The organism is Collimonas fungivorans Ter331, from assembly GCF_000221045.1.
GTDB classification, from domain to species: Bacteria; Pseudomonadota; Gammaproteobacteria; order Burkholderiales; family Burkholderiaceae_D; genus Collimonas; species Collimonas fungivorans_A.
Map to the genome: position 1 here is coordinate 1884496 of NC_015856.1, position 24694 is coordinate 1909189.

The 24694-nt window shown below is 58.2% G+C and carries 21 protein-coding genes and 1 tRNA gene; 14 read left to right on the forward strand and 8 right to left on the reverse strand.

Going from position 1 to position 24694, the window contains the following annotated elements; genetic code table 11:
- Positions 1-2: 2 nt before the first annotated feature.
- The 6 genes from nuoK (at position 3) to CFU_RS08305 (ending at position 6535) form a co-directional block, all read left to right on the forward strand.
- Positions 3-311: an NADH-quinone oxidoreductase subunit NuoK gene (nuoK, locus tag CFU_RS08280; protein ID WP_014005587.1), complete on the forward strand. Its 309-nt coding sequence runs from the start codon at positions 3-5 to the stop codon at positions 309-311.
- Positions 312-395: 84 nt separating this feature from the next.
- Positions 396-2489, forward strand: coding sequence for an NADH-quinone oxidoreductase subunit L (gene nuoL / locus CFU_RS08285; protein WP_014005588.1), 2094 nt, complete (start codon positions 396-398; stop codon positions 2487-2489).
- A gap of 41 nt (positions 2490-2530) precedes the next feature.
- The gene (locus CFU_RS08290) at positions 2531-4015 is read left to right on the forward strand and encodes an NADH-quinone oxidoreductase subunit M (protein WP_014005589.1); all 1485 of its coding nucleotides are present in this window, start codon (positions 2531-2533) and stop codon (positions 4013-4015) included.
- 41 nt (positions 4016-4056) lie between these two features.
- Complete coding sequence (nuoN, locus tag CFU_RS08295) at positions 4057-5568, forward strand: NADH-quinone oxidoreductase subunit NuoN (RefSeq protein WP_014005590.1); 1512 nt, start codon at positions 4057-4059, stop codon at positions 5566-5568.
- A 4-nt stretch (positions 5569-5572) separates the two neighbouring features.
- Positions 5573-5887 carry a DUF2818 family protein gene (locus CFU_RS08300; protein WP_014005591.1) on the forward strand — a complete coding sequence of 105 codons (315 nt, stop codon included), beginning with the start codon at positions 5573-5575 and terminating at the stop codon, positions 5885-5887.
- A 90-nt stretch (positions 5888-5977) separates the two neighbouring features.
- Positions 5978-6535, forward strand: a complete 558-nt coding sequence (locus CFU_RS08305) for an NUDIX domain-containing protein (RefSeq protein ID WP_014005592.1) — start codon at positions 5978-5980, stop codon at positions 6533-6535.
- Positions 6536-6668: 133 nt separating this feature from the next.
- On the opposite strand, the gene CFU_RS08310 is transcribed toward CFU_RS08305, so the two are convergent.
- Entirely contained in the window at positions 6669-8360 is a 1692-nt protein-coding gene (locus CFU_RS08310; protein WP_014005593.1) for an electron transfer flavoprotein-ubiquinone oxidoreductase, read from the reverse strand.
- Between the two features lie 143 nt (positions 8361-8503).
- Between CFU_RS08310 and CFU_RS08315 the strand changes: the two genes are divergently transcribed.
- A complete protein-coding gene (locus tag CFU_RS08315) occupies positions 8504-8923 on the forward strand; it encodes an acyl-CoA thioesterase (protein WP_014005594.1) in 420 nt (139 codons plus the stop codon).
- Between the two features lie 4 nt (positions 8924-8927).
- Here the strand turns inward: CFU_RS08315 and CFU_RS08320 are convergent, their stop codons facing one another.
- Positions 8928-9443: a LuxR C-terminal-related transcriptional regulator gene (locus CFU_RS08320; protein WP_050808731.1), complete on the reverse strand. Its 516-nt coding sequence runs from the start codon at positions 9441-9443 to the stop codon at positions 8928-8930.
- Between the two features lie 187 nt (positions 9444-9630).
- Between CFU_RS08320 and CFU_RS08325 the strand changes: the two genes are divergently transcribed.
- The gene (locus CFU_RS08325; RefSeq protein WP_014005596.1) at positions 9631-10329 is read left to right on the forward strand and encodes a CoA transferase subunit A; all 699 of its coding nucleotides are present in this window, start codon (positions 9631-9633) and stop codon (positions 10327-10329) included.
- Between the two features lie 22 nt (positions 10330-10351).
- The gene (locus CFU_RS08330; RefSeq protein ID WP_041741549.1) at positions 10352-11005 is read left to right on the forward strand and encodes a CoA transferase subunit B; all 654 of its coding nucleotides are present in this window, start codon (positions 10352-10354) and stop codon (positions 11003-11005) included.
- An 81-nt stretch (positions 11006-11086) separates the two neighbouring features.
- Here the strand turns inward: CFU_RS08330 and CFU_RS08335 are convergent, their stop codons facing one another.
- Entirely contained in the window at positions 11087-11896 is an 810-nt protein-coding gene (locus tag CFU_RS08335; RefSeq protein ID WP_238531417.1) for a polysaccharide deacetylase family protein, read from the reverse strand.
- Positions 11897-12324: 428 nt separating this feature from the next.
- Between CFU_RS08335 and CFU_RS08340 the strand changes: the two genes are divergently transcribed.
- From CFU_RS08340 to CFU_RS23760, 5 genes are all read left to right on the forward strand, one after another.
- On the forward strand, positions 12325-13191 hold the full coding sequence (locus CFU_RS08340) for an alpha/beta fold hydrolase (protein WP_041741550.1): 867 nt from the start codon (positions 12325-12327) through the stop codon (positions 13189-13191).
- A 63-nt stretch (positions 13192-13254) separates the two neighbouring features.
- Positions 13255-13605: a RidA family protein gene (locus CFU_RS08345; protein ID WP_014005600.1), complete on the forward strand. Its 351-nt coding sequence runs from the start codon at positions 13255-13257 to the stop codon at positions 13603-13605.
- Positions 13606-13615: 10 nt separating this feature from the next.
- Positions 13616-15889 carry a RelA/SpoT family protein gene (locus CFU_RS08350; protein ID WP_014005601.1) on the forward strand — a complete coding sequence of 758 codons (2274 nt, stop codon included), beginning with the start codon at positions 13616-13618 and terminating at the stop codon, positions 15887-15889.
- A 92-nt stretch (positions 15890-15981) separates the two neighbouring features.
- Positions 15982-16056: transfer RNA gene (locus CFU_RS08355), tRNA-Val, on the forward strand.
- A gap of 317 nt (positions 16057-16373) precedes the next feature.
- Positions 16374-21545 carry an eCIS core domain-containing protein gene (locus tag CFU_RS23760; RefSeq protein WP_148264788.1) on the forward strand — a complete coding sequence of 1724 codons (5172 nt, stop codon included), beginning with the start codon at positions 16374-16376 and terminating at the stop codon, positions 21543-21545.
- A gap of 97 nt (positions 21546-21642) precedes the next feature.
- Here the strand turns inward: CFU_RS23760 and CFU_RS08365 are convergent, their stop codons facing one another.
- The 5 genes from CFU_RS08365 to CFU_RS08385 all read right to left on the reverse strand — a co-directional run bounded on the left by CFU_RS08365 (position 21643) and on the right by CFU_RS08385 (position 24628).
- Positions 21643-22293, reverse strand: a complete 651-nt coding sequence (locus tag CFU_RS08365; protein WP_041741552.1) for a glycoside hydrolase family 19 protein — start codon at positions 22291-22293, stop codon at positions 21643-21645.
- 67 nt (positions 22294-22360) lie between these two features.
- Positions 22361-22981: a DUF2589 domain-containing protein gene (locus tag CFU_RS08370; protein WP_041741554.1), complete on the reverse strand. Its 621-nt coding sequence runs from the start codon at positions 22979-22981 to the stop codon at positions 22361-22363.
- 297 nt (positions 22982-23278) lie between these two features.
- Positions 23279-23818, reverse strand: a complete 540-nt coding sequence (locus tag CFU_RS08375) for a hypothetical protein (protein WP_014005605.1) — start codon at positions 23816-23818, stop codon at positions 23279-23281.
- A 2-nt stretch (positions 23819-23820) separates the two neighbouring features.
- Positions 23821-24081, reverse strand: a complete 261-nt coding sequence (locus CFU_RS08380; protein ID WP_041741555.1) for a hypothetical protein — start codon at positions 24079-24081, stop codon at positions 23821-23823.
- A 25-nt stretch (positions 24082-24106) separates the two neighbouring features.
- Positions 24107-24628, reverse strand: a complete 522-nt coding sequence (locus CFU_RS08385; protein WP_014005607.1) for a DUF2589 domain-containing protein — start codon at positions 24626-24628, stop codon at positions 24107-24109.
- Positions 24629-24694: the final 66 nt, after the last annotated feature.

Here is a 24694-nt window from a genome sequence, read left to right on the forward strand (position 1 = left end):
ATATGGCAATTTCGCTCGCTCATTATCTGATCCTTGGCGCGATCCTGTTTTCGATCGGCATCGTCGGCATTTTCCTGAACCGCAAGAACCTGATCGTATTGCTGATGGCAATCGAACTGATGCTGCTGGCGGTGAACATGAATTTCATCGCCTTCTCGTATTACCTGGGCGATGCGGCAGGGCAGATTTTCGTTTTCTTTATCCTCACGGTAGCAGCTGCCGAATCGGCAATTGGCTTGGCCATCCTGGTGGCGTTGTTCCGTAACCTGGACACCATCAATGTGGAAGATCTGGACAGCCTGAAGGGCTAGGCTGACGAGGTGTGGCGCCGGCGGCCTGGCTGCCGGCACATGGAATACGCAGACAACAAATAACGAATAAAGATAAGGTTCATCATGGCGGGGCAACTTAACCCACAATTACTTCTTGCCGTACCGTTGGCGCCGCTGGCTGGCGCTGCGATCGCGGGCTTATTCGGCACCAAATTCTTCGGCAACCTGGTCGGTCGCAAGACCTCGCACACGGTCACGATCCTGGGCGTGCTGATCGCCCTGATCATTTCCGTGCAGACCTTGCTGGCGGTGATCGACGGCGCCAGCTTCAACGGCACCTTGTACACCTGGATGACGGTCGGCGGCGTCAAGCTGGAAATCGGCTTCCTGGTCGACAGCCTGACGGCCATGATGATGTGCGTGGTGACCTTTGTCTCGCTGATGGTGCATATCTACACCATCGGCTACATGAAAGACGACGAAGGCTATAACCGCTTCTTCGCTTACATCTCCCTGTTCACGTTCTCGATGCTGATGCTGGTCATGAGCAACAACTTCCTGCAGCTGTTCTTCGGCTGGGAAGCGGTGGGCCTGGTGTCGTACCTGCTGATCGGTTTCTGGTACACCCGTCCGACCGCGATTTTCGCCAACATGAAAGCGTTCCTGGTCAACCGTGTCGGCGACTTCGGCTTCATCCTCGGCATCGGCCTGCTGCTGGCGTATTCCGGTTCGATGAACTACAGCGAAGTGTTCGCGCAAAAAGGCATGCTGGCGCAATTGACGCTGCCGGGCAGCGACTGGATGCTGCTGACGGTTGCCTGCATCTGCCTGTTCATCGGCGCCATGGGCAAGTCGGCGCAGTTTCCGCTGCACGTCTGGCTGCCGGATTCGATGGAAGGCCCGACCCCGATTTCCGCACTGATCCACGCCGCTACCATGGTGACCGCCGGCATCTTCATGGTGACCCGCATGTCGCCGCTGTTTGAACTGTCCGACACCGCCTTGTCGTTCATCCTGATCATCGGCTCGATTACCGCCTTGTTCATGGGTTTCCTCGGCGTGATCCAGACCGACATCAAGCGCGTGGTGGCTTATTCGACCCTGTCGCAGCTCGGCTACATGACCGTGGCCCTGGGCGCATCGGCCTACTCGGTGGCGGTATTCCACCTGATGACGCACGCTTTCTTCAAGGCCTTGCTGTTCCTTGGCGCCGGTTCTGTCATCATCGGCCTGCACCACGACCAGGACATGCGCAACATGGGCGGCCTGCGCAAATATATGCCGATCACCTGGATCACTTCGCTGGTCGGCTCGCTGGCGCTGATCGGTACGCCGTTCTTCTCCGGTTTCTATTCGAAGGACAGCATCATCGAAGCGGCGCATGCATCGACCCTGTTCGGTTCCGGTTTTGCTTATTTCGCCGTGCTGGCCAGCGTGTTTGTCACGGCTTTCTACTCGTTCCGCATGTACTTCATGGTGTTCCATGGCGAAGAGCGCTTCGGCAAGGCCCACGACGCTCACGCAGCACATGCCGCCAATGATGCGCACGCCGCACACGATGCACACGGCGCCCATGTCGATCATCACGACGAAGAAGATGAACACGAGCACCACGGCCTGGCTCCCGGCCAGAAGCCGCAGGAGTCGCCTTGGGTGGTGACCTTGCCGCTGATCCTGCTGGCGATTCCGTCGGCCGTCATCGGTTTCCTGGCGATCGAGCCGATGTTGTACGGCAGCTTCTTCAAGGACGTGATTTTCGTCAACGAAGCGCACCATGCCATGGAAGAGCTGCGCCATGAATTCCAGGGTCCGGTCAGCATGGTCAGCCATGCTTTCGCCTCGGCGCCGTTGTGGCTGGCGATCGCCGGCGTGGCGGCGGCGTACTACTGCTATATGGTCAACCCGCGCCTGCCGGCGGCGATCAAGCAGAAGGCCGGTCCGATCTTCACGCTGCTCGACAACAAATACTATATGGACAAGTTCAACGATGTGGTGTTTGCCGGCGGTGCCCGCCTGCTCGGCCGCGGCTTGTGGAATGCCGGCGACCGTGGCCTGATCGACGGCCTGATCGTCAACGGCAGCGCCAAGGCAGTCAGCTGGTTCTCGAAAATCACCCGTCTCTGGCAGTCCGGATACATCTATCACTATGCATTCGTGATGATTATCGGGGTGCTGGGTTTCCTGGTTTGGTTCATGCCGTTTCCGTTTGCCAAATAAGCTGGCGAAGCAAACTCAGTTAGGTTAGATCAATAACAAATATGTCAACTTTCCCTCTTCTCAGCCTCGCGATCTGGTGTCCGGTCGCGTTCGGTATCCTGGTCCTGGCAGTAGGCCGCGACGATAATCCAACCCTGGTGCGCTGGCTGTCGCTGCTCGGCGCAGCGGTCAGCTTCGTAGTGACGCTGCCTCTGGTCTGCGGCTTCGACAATGCCTTCCACGGCATGCAGTTTGTTGAAAAAACCACTTGGATCGACCGTTTTAACGTCAATTACTACCTCGGCATCGACGGCATTTCGCTGTGGTTCGTGCCGTTGACAGCGTTCATTACAGTGCTGGTGGTGATTTCCGCCTGGCAGGTGATCGAGAAAAAAGTCGCGCAGTACATGGGTGCTTTCCTGATCCTGTCGGGCCTGATGATCGGCGTCTTCTGCGCGCTGGACGGCATGCTGTTCTACGTGTTTTTCGAAGCCACGCTGGTTCCGATGTTCATCATCGTCGGCGTCTGGGGCGGCGCCAACCGCGTCTATGCCGCGATCAAGTTCTTCCTGTACACCCTGATGGGTTCGCTGCTGATGCTGATCGCCTTGCTGTACCTGTACATCCAGTCGGGCGGCAGTTTCGAGATCCTGACCTGGCACCAGCTGCCGCTGACGATGACCGCGCAGATCCTGATTTTCCTGGCGTTCCTGATGGCGTTCGCCGTCAAGGTGCCGATGTGGCCGGTGCATACCTGGCTGCCGGATGCCCACGTGGAAGCGCCGACCGGTGGTTCCGTGGTGCTGGCGGCCATCATGCTGAAGCTGGGCGGCTACGGCTTCCTGCGTTTCTCGCTGCCGATCACGCCTGACGCCAGCCACTACCTGGCCGGTTTCATCATCACCCTGTCGCTGATCGCGGTCATTTATATCGGCCTGGTGGCGCTGGTGCAGAACGACATGAAAAAGCTGATCGCCTATTCGTCGATCGCTCACATGGGTTTTGTTACCCTCGGTTTCTTCATTTTCAACGATATCGGCCTGCAGGGCGGCATCGTGCAAATGATCTCGCACGGTTTTGTATCGGGCGCGATGTTCCTTTGCATCGGTGTCCTGTACGACCGCATGCATACCCGCCAGATCGCCGAATACGGCGGCGTGGTCAACGTCATGCCGCGTTTCGCCGCCTTGTTCGTGCTGTTCTCGCTGGCCAATTCCGGCCTGCCGGGCACCTCCGGTTTCGTCGGCGAGTTCATGGTGATCCTGGGTGCGGTCAAGTTCAATTTCTGGATCGGCCTGCTGGCGGCGACCGCCTTGATCCTGGGCGCGGCGTATTCGCTGTGGCTGGTCAAGCGCGTGGTGTTCGGCGCCATCACCAATTCGCATGTGAAAGAAATGCTGGACCTGAACAAGCGTGAGTTCGTCATGCTGGGTGTGCTGGCGATCGCCGTCATTGCGATGGGCGTGTATCCGGCGCCGTTCACCGATGCGATGCAAGTATCGGTGGCCGACCTGTTGAAGCATGTCGCGGTTACCAAGTTAAACTGATTACACAGCGCAAGCGTTGCATAAAAATAAGCGGCAAATAAATGAATAACATGAATCTGATCCCTGTTTATCCGGAAATCTTTCTGCTGATTGCGACTTCGGTCGTGCTGCTGATCGATATGTTCGTTTCGGATGCCAAGCGCTACCTTACCTATTACCTGACGCTGGCCGTGCTGGCCGTGTGTTTCGTATTGACGTTTGGCGCATTCCAAAGCGGGGAGACGGTTTACACCTTCCACAACATGTTCGTCTCGGATCCGCTGAGCAGCCTGCTGAAGCTGGTGTCTTACGTGGCGGTGGCGATCACGCTTGTGTATTCGCGCCGTTATGTGAGCGAGCGCGGCATGGTCGGCGGCCATCTCGGCGGCGAGTTCTACCCGTTGGCGCTGTTTACCCTGCTGGGCCAGATGGTGATGATCTCGGGCAGCAATTTCCTCAGCATCTACCTCGGCCTGGAACTGATGTCGCTGTCGCTGTATGCGCTGGTGGCGTTGCGGCGCGACAGCGCCGGCGCGACTGAAGCAGCCATGAAATATTTCGTGCTGGGCGCGATGGCTTCCGGTTTCCTGCTGTACGGGATGTCGATGCTGTACGGCGCCACCGGTTCGCTCGACCTGATTGAAGTCACCCGCGCCGCATCTTCCGGCGGCATCAACCCGACCGTGCTGCTGTTCGGCGTGGTGTTCATCGTCGCCGGCCTGGCGTTCAAGCTGGGCGCCGTGCCGTTCCACATGTGGGTGCCTGACGTCTACCAGGGCGCACCAACTGCGGTTACCCTGCTGCTGGGCGGCGCGCCCAAGCTGGCGGCTTTTGCGATTTGTTTCCGCCTGCTGGTGGAGGCGCTGTTGCCGCTGGCGACCGACTGGCAGCAAATGCTGACCGTGCTGGCGGTGCTGTCGATGGCGATCGGTAACATCACTGCGATTGCCCAGACCAATATCAAGCGCATGCTGGCGTATTCGACCATTTCCCACATGGGCTTCATGCTGCTCGGCCTGCTGGCCGGCGTGGTCGACGGCAACCTGTTTTCGACCGCCAATGCGTATAGCTCGGCCATGTTTTATGCAATCACTTACGTGATGACCACGCTCGGTACCTTCGGCGTCATCATGCTGTTGGCGCGCTCCGGTTTCGAAGCGGAAAACATGGACGACTTCAAAGGCTTGAACCAGCGCAGCCCGTGGTTCGCCGCGGTAATGCTGGTCCTGATGCTGTCGCTGGCGGGGATTCCGCCGATGATGGGTTTCTACGCCAAGTTGTCCGTGCTGCAGGCTGTGCTCGGCACCGGCAGCGGCCAGCTCTGGCTGGTGATTGTGGCAGTGCTGTTCTCGCTGATCGGCGCCTTCTACTACCTGCGCGTGATCAAGCTGATGTATTTTGACGAGCCGCAAGACAGCTCGCCGATCGTCGCCCACCTCGATGTGCGCGTGTTGCTCAGCCTGAACGGCCTGGCGGTGCTGGTGTTGGGCTTGTGGCCAGGCTGGCTGATGGATGCCACCACTGCAGCCATCGTGAAGACCTTGACCTCATTCCTCGGCAGAGTAGTGCAGTAACCCTGTGAATGTTTCTCTCTCCAGCTGGTTCGTGATCCTGTTGGCGCTGCTGGCTGCCAACCTGCCGTTTATCAACGAACGCCTGTTCGCCCTGGTGCCGCTCAAGTCCGGCGGCCAGGCAGCGGTCAAGCCGGTCTGGGTGCGTTTGCTTGAGCTGTTTGCCCTGTATGCGCTGGTTGGTTTGTTTGCCTATGTGCTGGAAGCGAATATCGGCAATACCTTTCGCCAGGGCTGGGAATTTTATGCCGTGACCGGCTGCATGTTCCTGGTGCTGGCCTATCCCGGCTACGTGCTGCGTTACTTGAAGAAGCATCGCTGACCTGGCTTCCTGCCTGGCGGCTCGGCCCGCAGCCAGCGCCTGCATTACAATCTTCCACTCGTCTGCCTTATCTTTCCTCGGAGTTCCCGCATGGATAGTCACCTGATAGAAACCCGGATCGCCAGCGCCGAAGCTTATGACGGCGACTTCCTCAAAGTGCAGCGCGATACGGTGCAGCTGCCCGACGGCAAAGCGACCACGCGCGAATACATCAAGCACCCTGGTGCAGTAGTCATCCTGCCGCTGTTCGAAGATGGTTCGGTCTTGCTTGAACGCCAATACCGTTATCCGCTGGAGCGCGTGTTCATTGAATATCCGGCCGGGAAAATCGATTCGGGCGAAGATCACCTGGACTGCGCCAAGCGCGAATTGCTGGAAGAGACTGGTTATACCGCGACCGAATGGCAGCACGTCTGCACCATCCACAATGCGATTGCCTATTCCGATGAGCACCTGGAGCTGTACCTGGCGCGCGGCCTGGTCGGTGGCGAGCGCAAGCTGGACGATGGCGAATTCCTGGATGTCTTCAAGGCGCCGCTGGCGGACATGCTGAGCTGGGTGAGGGAAGGAAAGGTGACCGACGTCAAAACCGTGATCGGCACCTTCTGGCTTGAAAAAATTGTCGCCGGCGATTGGAAACTGCCGTAGGGTGGGCACATCATGCCCACGCGTGAATTAACGCTACGCACATGCCTATTTCTTCTGTGCCGCGCGGATCTGTACTCCGGTTATTGCGGTCACGCGTGGGCACAAAGGCGTGCCCACCCTACGCCTCGTCGGATTACATATTCGGATAGTTCGGCCCGCCGCCGCCTTCCGGCGTCACCCACACGATATTCTGCGTCGGATCCTTGATGTCGCAGGTTTTGCAATGCACGCAGTTTTGCGCATTGATCTGCAGCCGCTCGGTATTGTCTTCATTGGTCACGAATTCATACACGCCGGCAGGGCAGTAGCGCGCTTCCGGCCCGGCATAGTCGCGCAGGTTGACGTTGACCGGCACGTTCGGGTCTTTCAGCGTCAGGTGGATAGGCTGGTCTTCGGCATGGTTGGTGTTGGAGATGAACACCGACGACAGGCGGTCGAAGGTCAGCTTGCCGTCCGGCTTCGGATACTTGATCGGCGCGTAATTGGCGGCCGGCTTCAGGCATTCGTGGTCGGCATGGGTGTGGCGCAGGGTCCATGGCGCCTTGCCGCCGAACACCACCTGGTCGATGCCGACCATCAACGTGCCGAGATACAGGCCCTTGCTCATCCACGGCTTGAAGTTGCGTGCCTTGTGCAGTTCCTGGTGCAGCCAGGACTGTTCAAATGCCTCGCTATAAGCCGTCAGCTCGTCGAACTGACGGTTGTTGCCCAGCGCTTCGAACGCGGCGTTGGCGGCCAGCATGCCGGTCTTGATGGCGGCGTGGCTGCCCTTGATGCGGCTGGCGTTGAGGAAGCCGGCATCGCAGCCGATCAGGGCGCCGCCAGGGAAGGTCAGCTTGGGCAGCGATTGCAGGCCGCCGGCGGTAATCGCGCGGGCGCCGTAGGAAATGCGCTTGCCGCCCTGGAAAAACTTGCTGATTTCCGGGTGCGTCTTGTAGCGCTGGAATTCTTCGTAAGGCGACAGGTAGGGGTTTTCGTAAGCCAGGCCGACCACGTAGCCGACCGCGACCTGATTGTTTTCCAGGTGGTACAGGAAAGAACCGCCGTAGGTCTGGGTATCCAGCGGCCAGCCCGCGGTATGCACGACCAGGCCCGGCTGGTGCAGCTTGGGATCGATTTCCCATAGTTCCTTGATGCCGATTGCATAGGTCTGTGGATCCTTGCCCTTGTTCAGGTCGAACTTCGCCATCAGCTGCTTGCCCAGGTGGCCGCGCGCGCCTTCGGCAAACAAGGTGTACTTGGCGTGCAGTTCCATGCCCAGCTGGAAGGCGTCGGTAGGCTGGCCATGGCGGTCGACGCCCATGTTGCCGGTGGCGACGCCCTTGACCGAGCCATCCTCGTTGTATAGCACTTCGGCCGCCGGGAAGCCCGGGAAAATCTCCACGCCCAGGATTTCCGCCTGCTGCCCCAGCCAGCGCACCACGTTGGCCAGCGAGATGACGTAATTGCCATGGTTCTGGAAACAGGCCGGCAGCATCCAGTTCGGCGTCTTGTAGGCTTTTTTCTCGGTCAGGAACAGGAAGCGGTCTTCGCTGACTTCGGTGGTCAGCGGCGCGCCCAGCTGTTTCCAGTCTGGCAGCAGTTCGGTCAGCGCCTGCGGGTCCATCACCGCGCCGGACAGGATATGGGCGCCGATTTCGCTGCCTTTTTCCAGCACGCAGACCGATACCTCGCGGCCTGTTTCTGCTGCCTGCTGTTTCAGCCGGATCGCCGCCGCCAGGCCGGCCGGGCCGCCGCCGACCACCACCACGTCGTATTCCATGGCTTCGCGCGGACCGTATTGTTCCAGGAGGTTCTGCTGGTTCTGCCCTTGGGTTGGAGTCATTGTCTCTTTACCTATAATTAATTTTTCGAACGGATGTGCTAATTGTCCGGGATTTTGCGGCAGAATGCTAGGTTTCAACGGCGGGTTAGTGCTGTTCCTCGCTTGCAGGACGCCAATTTACCGTATTCAGGAAAGTTAGTGCAATGGAAAACAGAAAACACATTCATACCACACGCATCGCCATGCGCTGGGGCGATATGGATGCGCTGGGCCACGTCAACAACACTGTGTATTTCCGCTACATGGAGCAGGCGCGCATAGAATGGCTGCTGCAGATCGGCAGCGACTTCGATTCGCGCCACGGGCCGGTGCTGGTCAACGCCCAATGCAGTTTCCTGCGGCAGTTGAAATATCCCTGCGAAGTCGAAGTCAAATCCTATATCGGCGCCGTCGGCCGCTCCAGTTTCGAGGCGAGCTACGAAATCCGCCGCGCCGACCTGCCGGAAGTGGTGTTTGCCGAAGGCACGGCGAAGATCGTCTGGGTCGATTTCGACCTGGAAAAATCGATACCTCTACCTGAAGACCTACGCCAGTTGCTGACCAACCCGGCGCCGGTGGCTTAGCCCACTAAGCGCCTTCGCTCTGGGCAATGCCCAGCAGGCGGTGCACCAGTTCGCTGGAGGTCGAGGCGGTGAATTTTTTCATCAGGTTGGCGCGGTGCATCTCCACCGTGCGCGGGCTCAGGCCGATCTGCTTGCCGATCAGCTTGCTGGTCTTGCCTTCCACCAGCAATGCCGCGATTTCTCGTTCGCGCGGCGACAGCGTGGATGAAGCGCGGCGCTTTTCACTCAAATCTTCAAAGGTCCAGATGCCTGCGGCATGGGTGTCTTCCGGCACCAGCGCGTGGCCGGTGACATGGCACCAGAACAGCTCGCCGTTGGCGCGCCGCATGATTCTTTCGTCGGAATAGATGCCCTTGGCGTTCATGATAGGAACGATGCGGGCGCCGGTGCGCTCGAACTCGTCCTGGGTCGGATACAGTACCTGGAACGACTGGCCGTTCAGTTCTCCCGGCTGGTAGGCGAACATGCGCGCCAGCGCCAGGTTGCATACCTGCATGATGCGGCGTTCGGAGACGCACATGCCGATCGGCGCATGGGCAAAAATCGTTTCGTAGTCGACGGCTAAATTAGGCAGGGGCACTTGTCGGATCAGTCTGGTGTTGGTTTCGTATTTTTACGGTATTGTTGGAAGCAGCGCTTCGTCATATGCTAACAGACTGCACGTAAAGCAATAATAGTTGGAGTTTACACAAACAGGAGGCATTGGCATGAACAAAGTTTATCCTGACGCGGCAAGCGCGTTGGCCGGCATAGTCAAAGATGGCCAGACCATCGCCGTAGGCGGCTTCGGCCTGTGCGGCATCCCTGAAGCACTGATCCTGGCGCTGCGCGATTCGGCGGTGCAGAACCTGACCGCGATTTCGAACAATGCCGGGGTCGACGGTTTCGGGCTGGGGCAATTGCTGGCGACGCGCCAGATCAAGAAAATGATCGCCTCGTATGTCGGCGAGAACAAGGAATTCGAACGGCAGTACCTGGCCGGCGAGCTGGAGCTGGAATTCACGCCGCAAGGTACGCTGGCGGAAAAGCTGCGCGCCGGCGGTTCCGGCATCCCGGCGTTTTTCACCAAGACCGGTGTCGGCACGCTGGTCGCCGAAGGCAAGGAAATCCGCGAATTCGACGGCGCCAAGTACGTGATGGAACGTTCGCTGGTAGCCGACATTTCGCTGGTCAAGGCCTACAAGGCGGACCGCAGCGGCAACCTGATATTCAACAAGACGGCCCGCAACTTCAACCCGAACGTGGCCATGGCAGGCAAGATCACCGTGGTGGAAGTCGAGCATCTGGTCGAGGTCGGCGAGCTCGATCCGGATCAGGTGCATACGCCCGGCATATTCGTCCACCGCATCGTGGTCAATGCGACGCCGGAAAAGCGGATCGAACAGCGCACCGTTCGCACGGCATAACCCACAGAATACGGAGAACAACATGGCTTGGACACGTGACGAAATGGCCGCGCGCGCGGCAAAGGAATTGCAAGACGGGTTTTATGTCAACCTCGGCATCGGCTTGCCGACCCTGGTGGCGAACCACGTACCGCAGGAAATCGAAGTCTGGCTGCAATCGGAAAACGGCTTGCTGGGCATAGGACCGTTCCCCACCGACGATGCAGTCGATCCCGACCTCATCAACGCCGGCAAGCAGACCGTGACATCGCTGCCGGGATCCTCGTATTTCAGCTCGGCGGATTCGTTCGCCATGATACGCGGCGGCAAAATCAACATCGCCATACTCGGCGCCATGCAGGTATCCCAGCACGGCGACCTGGCGAACTGGATGATCCCGGGCAAGATGGTCAAGGGCATGGGCGGCGCCATGGACCTGGTGGCCGGCGTCGGCAGGGTGGTGGTGCTGATGGAGCATGTCGCCAAGAGCAAGGATGGCTCGACTTCGCACAAGATCCTCGAGGCCTGCAACCTGCCGCTGACAGGCGTCGGCGTCGTCAACCGCATCATCACCGATCTTGGTGTGCTGGATATAACGCCGCAAGGTTTGAAAGTGGTCGAACTGGCGCCGGGCGTGAGCCAGCAGGACATCATCGAGCAGACCGGTGCGCCGTTGGACCTTAGCGCGCTGCACTGAAATTCATCTGGAAAATGGCGCCTGGCACGGATCGCGTGTCAGGCGCCGTTTTTTATTGTCGAGCGGCGTTGGTGTTTTTACCTATTCCCACAGCCAGTTCCAGAATCCGGGCAGGCGCACAGCCTGCGTGCTGTCCCGTACGCTTCTTGCCAGCGCCGCACGTTCCAGCGCAGCCTTGTCGTCGTAAAACGGCTTGACTGCAGTCGGCAGCTGGACCGCTTGCGCGCAATCCATCAGTATTTGCAGATATTCCGCCATGTGGTCGGCGGTATAGCTGTTGATGTCGTGAAAGCTCACCACCACAGGAATACTTCCATCGACCGCCGGCAACTCGCCCGCGGCAATCCGCTCGCGCACGGCGGTCAGCAGATGCAGCATGTTGGAACGTCTTCTCAGGCTGCCCTTGATGCCATATATCTTGCCGTCGTTCGCGCTCAGGTCGGTCAGCAGCATGTGCATGCCCCGCAGCTGGTAAGCGGCAAACGTACGTTTGTCGTAGTTCCAGAACGGCGGCCGCACCAGTTTCGGCGGACTTCCCTGAATCGACACAATGTCGGCAATGCCATCGTTTAGCGTTTGTTCGAATGCGTCGGGGCTGAGGAAGCGATGGTTGGCATGATGCGGCGTGGCGGTGTGAAAACCCAGCAAATGTCCTTCATCGACTTCGCGCCGCAAGATATCTCGCCCGAATTCCGTCTCGCCGGCATCGGCCGAACGGGTTTGCACAAAAAACAGGGCTTTGACGCCGGGTTGCAGCGGATTGCGCGCGAGCGTGCCCAGTATGGACAGTGTCGAATTGTCCGTCCTTGGCCTGGCCGGGCCATCGTCGAAAGTCAGCAGGAATCGGATCGGCGGCTGGGATTTCAATCGCTCGGCGGTTTGAGGCGACATGGCAACCGGTTCAATGGCGCAACCCGTGGCGCCGATCGTCATCAAAATCACGACCAGGCTGGAAATGACTTTTTTGATATGCCGTTGCGAACTGGGAATTACCTTGCGCATTGACATGAATGAAACGGGAAGCGAAGACATGCGGTGACAGACAATAGGGCAGTGATTGAGAAGGAGGTGCGGCGCAGCGCGAATGATACGCCTGCGATCTGCGCTGCCGCCCAGCTGTTACAAACAGCTACAGTTACGACCGTCGCATGGTCGGGGAGCAGGGCAAAAATCCGGATTTTACTGACCGTCTGTGAGGACCGGCGTGCAAGGGTAGCGTCATATGCGATAAGATGTTGCATATACGCAAAGCAAAACATATTGTCTGACCGCCGTTTTGCTTGCCGCCACCCATCAAGTTTTGCCGAAACGGGATTGCAATGACCATACCAACCCACAAGTCTGTCCAGTGCATTTCGCCCGCCGGCCTGCATAAAATGGCCTACCAGGAATGGGGCGATCCGCATAATCCGAACGTATTGCTGTGCCTGCACGGCGTGACCCGGGTGTCGGACGATTTCGACCAGCTGGCGCGCACCGTCTGCGATACCTACCGCGTGGTGTGCCCGGACGTGGTCGGCCGCGGCCGCTCGGACTGGCTGCGCGACCCGCAATACTACGTGCTGCCGCAATACTTGAACGATGTGGTGACCCTGCTGGCGCGGCTCAATGCCGAAACCGTCGACCTGGTCGGCACCTCGATGGGCGGCCTGATCGGCATCGGCCTTGCATCCTTGCCGGAAAACCCGATACGCAAGCTGGTCCTGAACGATATCGGCCCCAGCCTGAATGCCGAGGCGATGGGGCGCATCGGCGAGTATATCGGCGCCGACATGCGTTTCGCCACATTCGACGAAGCCGCCGCTTATGTGCGCGCCATTTCGGCATCGTTCGGCCCGCATACCGACGCCGAGTGGCACAAGCTGGCCAGCGACGTCTTGCGCCAGAACGCGGATGGCCAGTGGATCCGCCATTACGACCTGAAGCTGGCCCAGCCTTTCATCTCGACCAGCGCCGAAGTCTTCAAGCTGTCGGAACAGCTGCTGTGGAAAGCCTACCAGGCGATCACCTGTCCCACCTTGCTGGTGCGCGGCGCCGCATCCGACCTGCTGTCCGTCGAGACTGCCCGCCTGATGACGGAAAGCGGGCCAAAAGCCAAGCTGGTGGAACTGGCCGGCGTCGGCCATGCTCCAACCTTTTTGCATATCGATCAGATAAAAGTCGTCACCGACTTCTTGATCGGTTGATTTGTTATTGCTTGTTTACTGCTTATTTATTGCTTATTTATTGTTTAATCGAGGAGACGAAATATGACTATCCAGCGCCTGCACGTCGGCAAGAGACTTTCGGAAGTCGCCATCCATAACGGCACGATCTACCTGGCCGGCCAGCTGGCCGAAGACACCACCCAGAACATCGAAGGCCAGACGCGCGAATCGCTCGGCCATATCGATCGCCTGCTGGTGGAAGCCGGCAGCGACAAGCATCACATCCTGTCCTGCCAGATCTACCTGGCCGACGTCAAGGATTTCGACGGCATGAATGCGGTCTGGGACAGCTGGGTTTCCGCCAGCAATGCGCCGCCGCGGGCGACGGTGGAAGCCAAGCTGGCGCGTCCGGAAATCCTGATAGAAATTATCGTGGTCGCAGCACAAAAATAAAGATGTAAGCATGGTTTCGCTCACTGCAACACAACGCGCTACGCAAATCCAGCTGTGCACCGCCGGCTTGAGTGCCGAGGACAGCGCACGCGTGCTCGACGCCTTGGCATTCGTCGAGCCGCTGTACGCCGACAACGTCATCACCACCGGCCAGAGCACGCTCGATTTTTCGCAAGGCGTCACCAGCATCCTGGCGCTGCTCGATACCGATGTCGAAACCCGCATCGCCGGCCTGCTGTTCGAGCTGCCCCTGCTCGACGCCAGTTATGCCGACACCATCGAACAGCGCTTCGGCAAGGAGATTTCCGACCTGGTCGGCGGTATCCGCCAGCTGATGCGGCTGCACGGTTTTACCTTCGGCCTGCCGCAGGAAGTCATGCGCGGCAAGAACGCCGCCCAGCAAGCCGCCAGCCAGGTGGAAACCCTGCGCAAGATGCTGCTGGCGATGGCGACCGACATGCGGGTGGTGCTGGTGCGGCTGGCTTCGCGCGTCACCGCGCTGCGTTATTTTTCCGAGCACAAGATAGAAAACGAGCGCACCAGCCAGTACGCGCGCGAGACACTCGACCTGTATGCGCCGCTGGCCAACCGGCTCGGGATCTGGCAGCTCAAGTGGGAACTGGAAGACCTGTCGTTCCGCTTCATCGATCCGGTCACCTACAAGCGCATCGCCAAGATGCTGGAAGAGCGGCGCATCGAACGCGAAGGTTTTGTCGACGCCGCCATCACCCGCCTGCGCAGCGAGCTGGCGGCGGCCGACATCAAGGCCGAAGTCTCGGGCCGGCCGAAACACATTTACAGCATCTGGAACAAGATGCAGGGCAAGGAGCTCGACTTTTCCGAGCTGTACGACGTGCGCGCTTTCCGCGTGATCGTCGACGACGTCAAGACTTGCTACACCGTGCTCGGCATCGTCCACAACATCTGGGTGCCGATCCCGAAAGAATTCGACGATTATATTTCGCGCCCCAAGCAGAACGGTTACCAGTCCCTGCACACGGTGGTGCTGGCCGATGACGACCGGGCGCTGGAAGTGCAGATACGCACCAACGAAATGCATCATTTCGCCGAGTACGGGGTAGCGGCCCACTGGCGCTACAAGGAAGCCGGCGGCTCCAATTTCTCGGCGCAGAAATACGACGAAAAGATCGCCTGGCTACGCCAGCTGCTGGCCTGGAAAAGCGAAGTGGTGGATGCGGTGGTCGAGCATGAAGACAGCCGCCGCGAATGGCTGGAAAAGCTCAAGCAGGCCACGCTCAACGACCACATCTATGTGCTGACGCCGCAAGCGCGCGTGATCGAACTGCCGAGCGGCGCCACGCCCATCGATTTTGCCTACTACCTGCATACCGACGTCGGCCACCGCTGCCGCGGCGCGCGGGTGGACGGCAGCATGGTGCCGCTGAATACGCCGCTGAAGAACGGCCAGACGGTAGAAATCATCACCGCCAAGAACGCTCCCGGCGCCGCTGGTCCTGGCCCCTCGCGCGACTGGCTGACGCCGGGTTACGCCGCCAGCGCGCGCACCCGTTCCAAGGTGCGCGCCTGGTTCAACGCCATCGAACAGCAGGAGACCCTGGCCAGCGGCCGCAGCCTGCTCGACAAGACCTTGCAGCGTGAAGGCAAGACCGCGGTCAACCTGGAAGAATTGGCGCGCAAGCTCGAATTCGCCAAGCTGGAAGACCTGCTGCTGGCGATAGGTAAAGATGAATTCAGCTTGCGCCACGTCGAGCAAGCCTTGCACGACGACCCCGGCGCCAAATCGGCCGAGCACGGCAGCGAACTGGAAGAAGCCGCGATTACCCGCAAGAGCCGCGCCTCAAGCGTGGCGCATGGCGGCAGGTCGGGGGTGCTGGTGGTGGGCACTGACGGCCTCATGACGCAGCTGGCCAAGTGCTGCAAACCGGCGCCGCCCGATCCGGTGGTCGGCTTCATCACGCGCGGCAAGGGAGTTTCCATCCATCGCGAAAACTGCAAGAATTTCGCCGAGATGCGCATCAAGGCGCCGGAACGCGTGATCCAGACCACCTGGGGCGCGCCGGAAGCGGAAACCGTCTACCCGGTCGATATCTTCGTGCTGGCGAGCGATCGTCAGGGCTTGCTGCGGGATATCTCGGAAGTGTTCCTGCGCGAGAAAATCAACGTCATCGGCGTCAGCACCCAGAGCGCCAAGGCCCACGCGCGGATGGCGTTCACCGCGGAAATCGCCTCCACCGCCCAGCTGCAGAAGGCGCTGACCGTGATCCGCGAGGTAAAAGGCGTGCTGGAAGCCAAGCGCCAGTAAGGCCGGCGGAGCAGGGGCCGGGAAAATGTGTTGCATCGTCTCAGCGCCTGCTTTATTTACCGGAAATTCTATGTCATAATAGCGGCCTCTCCGGGAGGTTAGCTCAGGGGTAGAGCGATCGCCTCACACGCGATAGGTCACAAGTTCGAAACTTGTACTTCCCACCAGAATTCCTGTTTTAAATCAATAAGTTAAGCCAGCAATGAAAATCCCAGGGATAACCCGGGGATATTTTCATCAATCCGCGCCTCGATTCCAGTCATTTCCCGCTCGTCGTCCTCGCGGTTAATCCACTGCGCATGGTCCGGTAAAACACGTCCCGGCCGTTTTCCTGCGTCGCATATCTCGCCCCGGTACAACATGGGGAAGCCATTCATTATGGTTTATGATGATCGGCGGCTACGTAGTAAGCTTAGCCTGTCGCGTAAAAACGATCGCCGTCCTTGCCTCTCCAGTCTCCAACGATTCCAAGGGAGTGTTGCCCATGGCAGTTAAGCCCGCACTGGAACCAGCGCCAGCCCAATCCCTGGTCTCGCCGGGCCAAGACGTGGAACACGAAGCGCCGGCAAGCGGGGATATTTTTACCATGCCATTTGGCAATTACAGTTATGCGGCAAGTCCCTTGCGGCGCAGGGACGATGATGACCGTGATGGCGCGCCCCGCTACGGCCGTAATGCAGAGGCAGCATCGCAGCGGCTCCCCGCCAGCAGAGAATCCCCATCGCTCCCGCTACAACAAATAAGCAACGGCATCGTGCAGAGGGCCGAGAAGGATATCGCCGGAGCCGCGCTGCCGCAGCACCTCTCAGTTATATCCAACAATACCGGCTTACCGGACAACCTGAAGTTCGGGATCGAGGATTTATCCGGCCTTTCGCTCGATAACGTCAAAGTCCATTACAACTCGCCGCAGCCGGCCCAGCTGGATGCCCTGGCTTACACCCGGGGGACAGAGATTCATGTCGCGCCGGGTCAGGAACGGCATTTGCCGCATGAGGCCTGGCATGTAGTGCAACAGGCGCAGGGCAGGGTCGCGCCGACGACCGCGGTTCACGGGGTGGCGCTGAACGATGAGCTGGGCCTGGAGAATGAGGCAGATCGGCTAGGTGCGGCGCTTTCAACAATGCCGCTAGTTCCTGCACGCGCCGCCATGCATCCGTTCACGGCATTGAACACGATCCCGGGCAATCAGGCAGGGCCGGTGCAGAGGGTCATCAATTTCGCCGATAAAGTCGAAACGCAATATACAAAAAATACTTATCTCACAAAGTTATGGAAAGCGGCCCAGAAAACCTCCCCCAAGATATCGTTCGACCAGGTGCGCCAGGCATGGATAGAAGCGGAAGCGAGCGATGATGAGGTGGATTTGCCGGATAACATTGATTTGGCCTGGCAACGCATAGCGCCTTATGGCGCGCTGGGAACAGTGGGACTGCGCCCGACCCTGGATGACAAGGCGGAACTGGCCGCCTTGAATAAGGCCGGATCGAACATACCGATGACGGAACGGGCCGGCCTGGATATACACAGGAAGTCGGTACGAAGCAACGCCGGGGTGATTTTTCCTGCTGCGCGCGTGGAAGACGACGATGATGGGCGCAAATGGGATCCGCGCAATCCGGCTGAATTTGAAGAAAAACTGCCGACGGTCGATTACACGACTTGGGACAATTTGCTGGACAGGCAAAAACGCTTCCTGCTGGAGAACCAAAGCAACCTAAAAGTATTGAACGCCGCATTGCTGGCCGAAGTCGAATTGGGAAACAGCCAATTGCGAGCACAGGCGAAGGTGCCCCCGGCAAAAAAACAGTCAAAAACCTATAGCGACTTTATCGTCGCATTATTTAGTCATCTGGCCGTTTCTACGGCGAATCCTCAGCAGGTGGCCAAAGACGCCGGCATTGCAGACGGCGGCAAATATTTGAGCGCCGTATTTAATGTCAGGCGAGGCGACCCCGACAAAAGCATTGCCGCCTACAAAGCCACGGAAAAAACGGAAACGACCGCGGAGAAATCCGCCATAACCAAAGGGCAGCCCCCGATTGACTGGTTGAATGAAGCCGGATTGGAAGAATTGTTAAGGGAAGACGCGCCATTCTTGCGGCAAAGAGCAGCGCAAGTTGCGCATCTGAGAAAAAACCTTGATGAATTCGACATTCTCACGAAATGGGCAAGCGGTGGTTCAAATGTGCAAAGCCACAACAGCAATATGGATTCGGATGTGCTGGCGACAATAGCGACCACGGCTGACGCGAAAGGTAAACAATCGCCAATCGCAAATATCAGCCTGCTGGATTCCCTGCTGGCGAAAATCACGCCGGTCAAGGGCACTTTATATGGCGCTTATCCACGTAACGACAGTTTGCGGGTTGGCTACCTGTTCAGCCAGGGAACCCCCATGAGCGCAAGCGAAGCGGCAGGCGGAACTGTCGCTTTTTCAAAAAATACGGACGGCGCCGACCGGTATAAGATCTATGCCACTGGCCATAACGGCATTCCCATCAGCGCAGTCGTGCCAGGCGTGGGGCAAGGGCAACGGGAAATCCTGTTTAGAGCAGGAGCGACTTTCAAGGTGCTGTCGATCGAGGAAGGCGATTTTGGCGCCAATGTTACGCGCCAGGTCACCATGGTCGAACAAGGAGCAGCGATCAGCCGGCAGCAGGCGGACCGGCGCGATGACAAAGCCGTGCAAACCAGCCAGGAAGCGTTGTTGAACAGGCGCGATAAATGGATTACCAAATTTTCCGAACTGGAAGTGGATGCGGAAACACAAGCCTGGTTCATTTCAAATAATACCGGTGACAGGATAGAGGGCCAGGCAGATGCCAGCTTTGCCTTCCCATACGGCAAAAAGACTGCCCAGGCATGGCACGACGTGATCACCAACGACGATATAAACATCTGGTCGGTAGAAGGGTTCACTCAGATTGCCGCCAGGCTGTTGGGAAACAGCCCTGCGGAAATCAAGTTTATCGTGGCGGGCGAGGATCCCGGCAGCTGGGGAGAGGCGCTTGAACTGCCTGACAAAGACAAAACGGCATTGATAGAAAATGGGCTATTGGTGGATGATCTGTATTCGATCGGCGGCACTCTCTCGCGAGAGCTGTTTGCGCAAATTGCTGCGCGGGCGGGAGCGGAATTTTCGGATGCCGATAATATGTTCAAGCTACGTTTGACTGCCAAGCAAAAGCAATTGATTACAGGTCGCTGGAAGGCAATAAAGGAGAACGGATCGGAAAAAAATGGAACAGATATCTACAAAATTTCACAGGTGCCAGGTGGTAAAAAAAGTGGCAAGCTGCTAAAGGCGGATATGGAGGCCGCGGGGCAGATGAAGACGCTGCTTATGAGCCTGGCGGGGGGAACTGCGGATGGGACACAGGTGCCGTTGTCAGCCGCCGCAATCGAAAAAATCGAGAAACGCCAGAAAACCGAGATAGCCAAGACAAAAAAAAGCAAGGTCGGTTATCAAAACGAAGACAAGAGATCGGCGTTGCAAGGGATATTGGACCGAGGCGCCGAAAACATGGCGGCGATAAACGCCCCTGTCGCCAAGGAAAGCAGCAAAGAAGGAAGCAAGTTGACCGAGAGCGCCAAATTGGCCGCACGCATTCAGCAGCAATTAAGCGTTCTGCATCCTTTACATGACGGCAATGGCCGCATAAGCCGCGCTTATGCGTACCTGGTGCTGCGCAGGCAGGGTTTTGGCGATATTCCTTTGCCACTGTTTGACCAGGACCGGGATCAGTCGACCCCGGCAGATGAATGGGAAAACCAGTTTGCAGCCCAGGCAACAGGAGGCATCAAGAAAAAAGAGGGTGATTCAGGCCTGGTAGAAGAAATTCCAGCTATCGCTAGCGAAGCCGATGCCCTCAAATTCATGCAAGTTCACGCCGGCGACAAGATGAAGGGGGCAATCGAGAGCGTCAATGCTGAACAGACCAAAATCAGCCTGGGCGGAGCCATCCAGATGGAAGACATGTGGCTGGTCGACGAGATGCTGAAGTATATCGGCCAGCGTCCGGAATGGCTTTCCAAGGAACTCAGGAAAGACATGGACGATTTGCGGAGAAAACGGGACAAGGAATCAACCACGAATACGGATGTATTCAAGCAGGTACTGGCTTTAAAAAAACGGCTGGTGCTTGAAATAACGGAGAAAATGCGCACGGCGCCGGCGTCGTCAAAAGACGCAGGTGAAAAGCCGGCTACCGGGTCAGAATTGCTGACGCCGGATTCTGCTGGCAAGAAAAAAGATGATACAACCAGCAGCCAATCCCAGGGAGCAAAAGAAGGCTCCGGTTTTGTGCGAGGTTCGTTGCTGGCTAATGCGGATTTTATCGCGCGCCTGAACTTGCAGGAGCAAAGTGCGCGGGCCGCTGTAGCGCTGGGAGGGCAGGATCAATTGGCGGACGCTGTTCTGGATCACTACGATGAGCGCAATCATGGCGTGCAGGCACATCTGATCGCCTATATGGTATTGAGGAACAGGCCGCACCCTGTTTATCCCCATATCTCGCAAAGCACTGCAAATATGCTGATGGCACTGGATGAAGTTCCAGCGGAGACGGTATATGCACGCCTGAAGAACGTCATTATTCCTCGCGCCCTCATGTTTTTCACATGGGAGGAAGACGTCGAGCAGGAAGAATTGCGCTGGGTGCAGAACAGCGGTCTAGGCGCGGGAGTATTGTGGCAAGAGGAAATGAATTACAGGACAAGGCTTGCGCGCGCCTGGGTAGAGCGCAATCCGGACTACGCAGCACGCGTCGACGCAGCACAGCGGACTATCGTGACAGATGCATTAAATGCTGCAGAAAGAGCCCGGCTGCAAGGCGCGGCGATAGCGGCAATCAATCGCTCCTTTGCAGACGGTGCCCAGCTAACTGATGGCAACTGCCTGTTTGCTGCACTGGCGGCTCCGGACAATGTCAATCTGGAGAGCGCCAATGCGATTCGCGCCAATGTAGTCGCCGGTCTGCAGATGGCCGATGTGGTAAACACGCCGCTTGACGAATTGCGGCAACTGGGCGGTGCCAGCGCCGCGGCGCGGCAGGCGCGGCTGGCGTATGACGCAATGCGCGCCCAAGGTATTTCGCTGGCGCTCTATCAGCAATACATGGGTGTAAGCGGCGTATGGGGCGGCGATCCTGAAATACGCGCCTGGACGCGATTGAATGCAGGGCAAACGATATATCTGCTCGAACCAGGCAATGCCTTGTTCAGGGGGATCAGTAATGCGGCGGGCATAGGTACTCGAACTGCGGATCAGGTTCTTGCGGCTGTGAACCTGGGAACCGCCATAGCCATACGCAATACAGGAGGTCATTACATCAGGCTGCTGCCGCGACCGCAGCCGCAGCAACAGGGAGGCCAGCCAGCATTGCCAGGCGGCTCGAGCGCGGGCGACGGCAAATCTGGCCCCAAGAGGAAACGAGAAAGCTCTCCCAAATCCAAATCGACAGGATCTGTTTCCGGAAGCAGCGAGGCCGATTCCAAGAAGAGGGAGCGCCCGCCCGGAAAAAAAGCCAATGCCGGCGGTCCAGCAAAAAAAGCCAAGAAGGACATGTTTGCGTGTCAGGAAAAAGGCTGCGACAAGGCATATAGCACACAGGCAAACTTGACAAGGCACAAGCGCGCCAAGCATGTGAAATGACGATTCAAGTCGATCCGAAGGGTAATAGCTATGTACGCGGCGGCAACGTATGCTTTCGCTGCTGCCGCGTGCTGCAATACCGTTCCCTTGACCCACGTTATTTGAGCGCAAGGATCTGCATCGCCTTGTCCCAATAATCCAGCCGCGATTGCAGGCCTACATTGCCGCCGTTGACGCGCTGGCAAATCTTGACGAAATCTTCCCTGGCATTGCCGTCAGGCTTGAGGTCGGCGAGTTCGTTGAGTCCCGTCGAGGCCCAATACCAGGCGGCCGAGCGGGCAGCGCCCGCCGGTTCCTGCAGCAGTTCCGGCTGCGCCAGCAAATCCAGTTCCAAGGCCTTTCCGCAGCGCTCGTAGTTGTCGCGCCCGGTCAGCTGGATCAGGCCGCGGCCCCGATATTTCCAGCCGTCGCCGCTGGCTTCGTCGCCGTTTCCGAGCCGGTCGGCGTAAATATTGTTGGCCAGTTTTTCCGGGTTGCTGGCATATTTCAACGCGCTGCCGTCAGTCGGAAAGCGCCGCGGCCATACCTGGCGCAGCCGCGCCGCCGAATAATTGAGATTCTCCGACAGGTATTTGAACTGCGCCGATTCGTGCAGGATTTGCGCCAGGAATGCCGCCTGGCGATGCGGCGTGCCAATCGACCATTCTGTGAACGCGGCGTTGATGGGATCGAGCCAAACGGTGACCCGGGGGTTGTCAGCTGCGGTGCCGAGCAGGCTGGCGAGCTGGTTTTGGGAGATGGCAGGCATAGTGTCCTCGGAAAGAAAAACAAGTAAATCCGTGCACAGATTCACTTGTTTGATATCGCGTTGAATTTTATTGAGTGATGACTGGCTTGGTGCCGTTCGACTTCGGCTGGATCGACGATTGCAGGATATCCAGCACCCGTGCCAGGCCTTCCGGCATGCCGTTGTCTTCGGCCAGGACTTGCACATGGTATTTGGCGGAATTGTCGGAGGTACGGGTGTTTTCCTTGTGGGTCGCAACCGAACCTTCGACGTGCACCGTGGCGCTGAACATGCCCCAGCCGAATTTCATGTCGGCCGACATCTTGGCCGAGGCGTCGGTCGATTCCTTGGACGCGAAAGAAGATTTCACTTCCATGTCGAAGGTGATATCCACCTTGGTGATCGACAGCGCCGGCACCTTGACGATCGCCAGCAAAGGCACATCCAGGGAAACGCTTTCTTCAATCGTTTTGGTGGCGTCGGTCGGGTCGGCGATCGGACGGGTGAAGGCGAAGTGCGCCGTACGCGTTGCGCCTACGCCGTTCGGATCGCTTGCAGCCGGCGGCAGGAAGCCGATGTACTTGATGAAATTGGCAGTCGCATTCGCCAGCTTGATCTGGGCGTCGCAAGCGGCAGTCAACGGACTGCCGATCAGGTCGCCCATTGGCAAGCCCTTGAACTGGGAAGCCATATCGATGATTTCAGACATTGTTTTACTCCTAGAGAAATGACCCAAGCGGGTCGGGAAAAGCCATGCCGCACAAGTGCCGCATGGCGCCGAGTCGCGCATGGCGCGCTCGGTACAATCTTAGGATTGGCAAACAATGGCTTCGTGACATTTCCTGTCGCATCGCTTTTTGTCGGAGCGCGGAAAAATTGGAAAGAGAGGCAAGCCAAAAAAAACAATTCGGATATTTTTTTGCAAAAAAAATGACGGGATGACCCGTCATTCGATAACCGTTCTGCAGATGAAAAATCAAATTCAGGCAATGATCCGCAACAGGATTTACTTGGTTTTGCGGAACCAGGATTTGCGCCACGTTTCCAGCAATGAACGCCACCTGGGAGCGCCTGGCATCAGGCTGGCAAATGTGGATTGCTGCTTCTCTGTCAGCAGGAGTATCCAGTTGCGGCTGCTGCGTTTCGGCCGCGGCGACGTGCCTGGACCAAGCAGCAGGTGGGCGCCGTCTTTGGCGACGTGAATTTCAAGATGTTTCAAGACATGGGGATGGCGCATTTTCTGCCACCAGCTCGGCGCCTGGAGCATGAGCACCGTTTGCGATTCCTTGCCGAATTTCCTGGCCGTCAGGTAGCAGGGGATGCTGAAGTCAAGCTCCTGCAAGCGATACCCGTGATTCCGGTGGAATGCGCTGTAGGGAATGGCTTGCAAGCCGTATGTCGCCTGGTGCGGCAAGCGGTACGAAAATACCCCCGTTGCATCTGCGCCTTTCTGTTCGGAGATGGCGGACAGGTCGCTGTTGGCTTGTTCGTAGACACGCTGGAGTTCCTCGCAAAATCCGTCGAGCGGCACGGTGATGGCTGTCATGGCTAGTCCAGGTGCAGCGGCTTGCGCGCAAAACCAAGGTGGTACACCGCGTATTGCAGCACCACCTGGTGTTCGCCGATGTTATACAGGCCAAAGCATTTTTCCACATTGAGGATGAATCCGCGCGGTGTTCCGCTCAGGCAGCGGTTCACCAGGTCCATGGCCTCCTGGACCTCGGCCTCGGTGCGGATGTTTTGCGGGTTGTCATTGCCAACCACGATACGTTTGATAAAACGCATTTCAGTTAAACGAAAGCGATCCATACTCACGTTGCGCTCCTTTTCTTGATTAGTCCTGCACCAGTCCGGTTGGACCCTGTTCCTTCACCACGTCATTGAGCAGGCGCGCCAGCCCGTCTGTCTTTTCCGTGGCCTGCAGTTTCAGCTTGATGTGCGCGATATTCCTGTCCCTGGCGCCGTTATTGGCGCTGGCAGGGCTGACCATGAGCCCGGCTTTCCTGGTCGCCGGAGCGGCGGCGCCGGTCTGGCTCATGATCGATTCGTTGTGGCCGCTGCGTTCATGTTCCTCAAACGAACCCAGTTCCATGTCCATATCGATCTCCGCCTCGCCGATGATGAGCGAGCTGTGCGGCACCAGCGACAGCAGCGGCAAGCGGTAATGCAGCATGTCGCCCGGCTTGGCGGTGCTGTGTATGGCCGGCAGTTTGAGCTCGATGGTGGTGGGCTGCTTATCTTCGGTAAAGAAAGAGGCGATGTTCGCTACCTGCGCTTTTTCCACCATGTGTTGCGCATTCATGATGGATCCGGCGATTGCAAGCACCATATCTTCCAGGCTGGTCAAGTTGGCCATGGTTACTCCAGTTTTGTTTGAGGGATGTGAATCGGCGGCGACTCCGTTCTGCCGGGTTCAGACGCA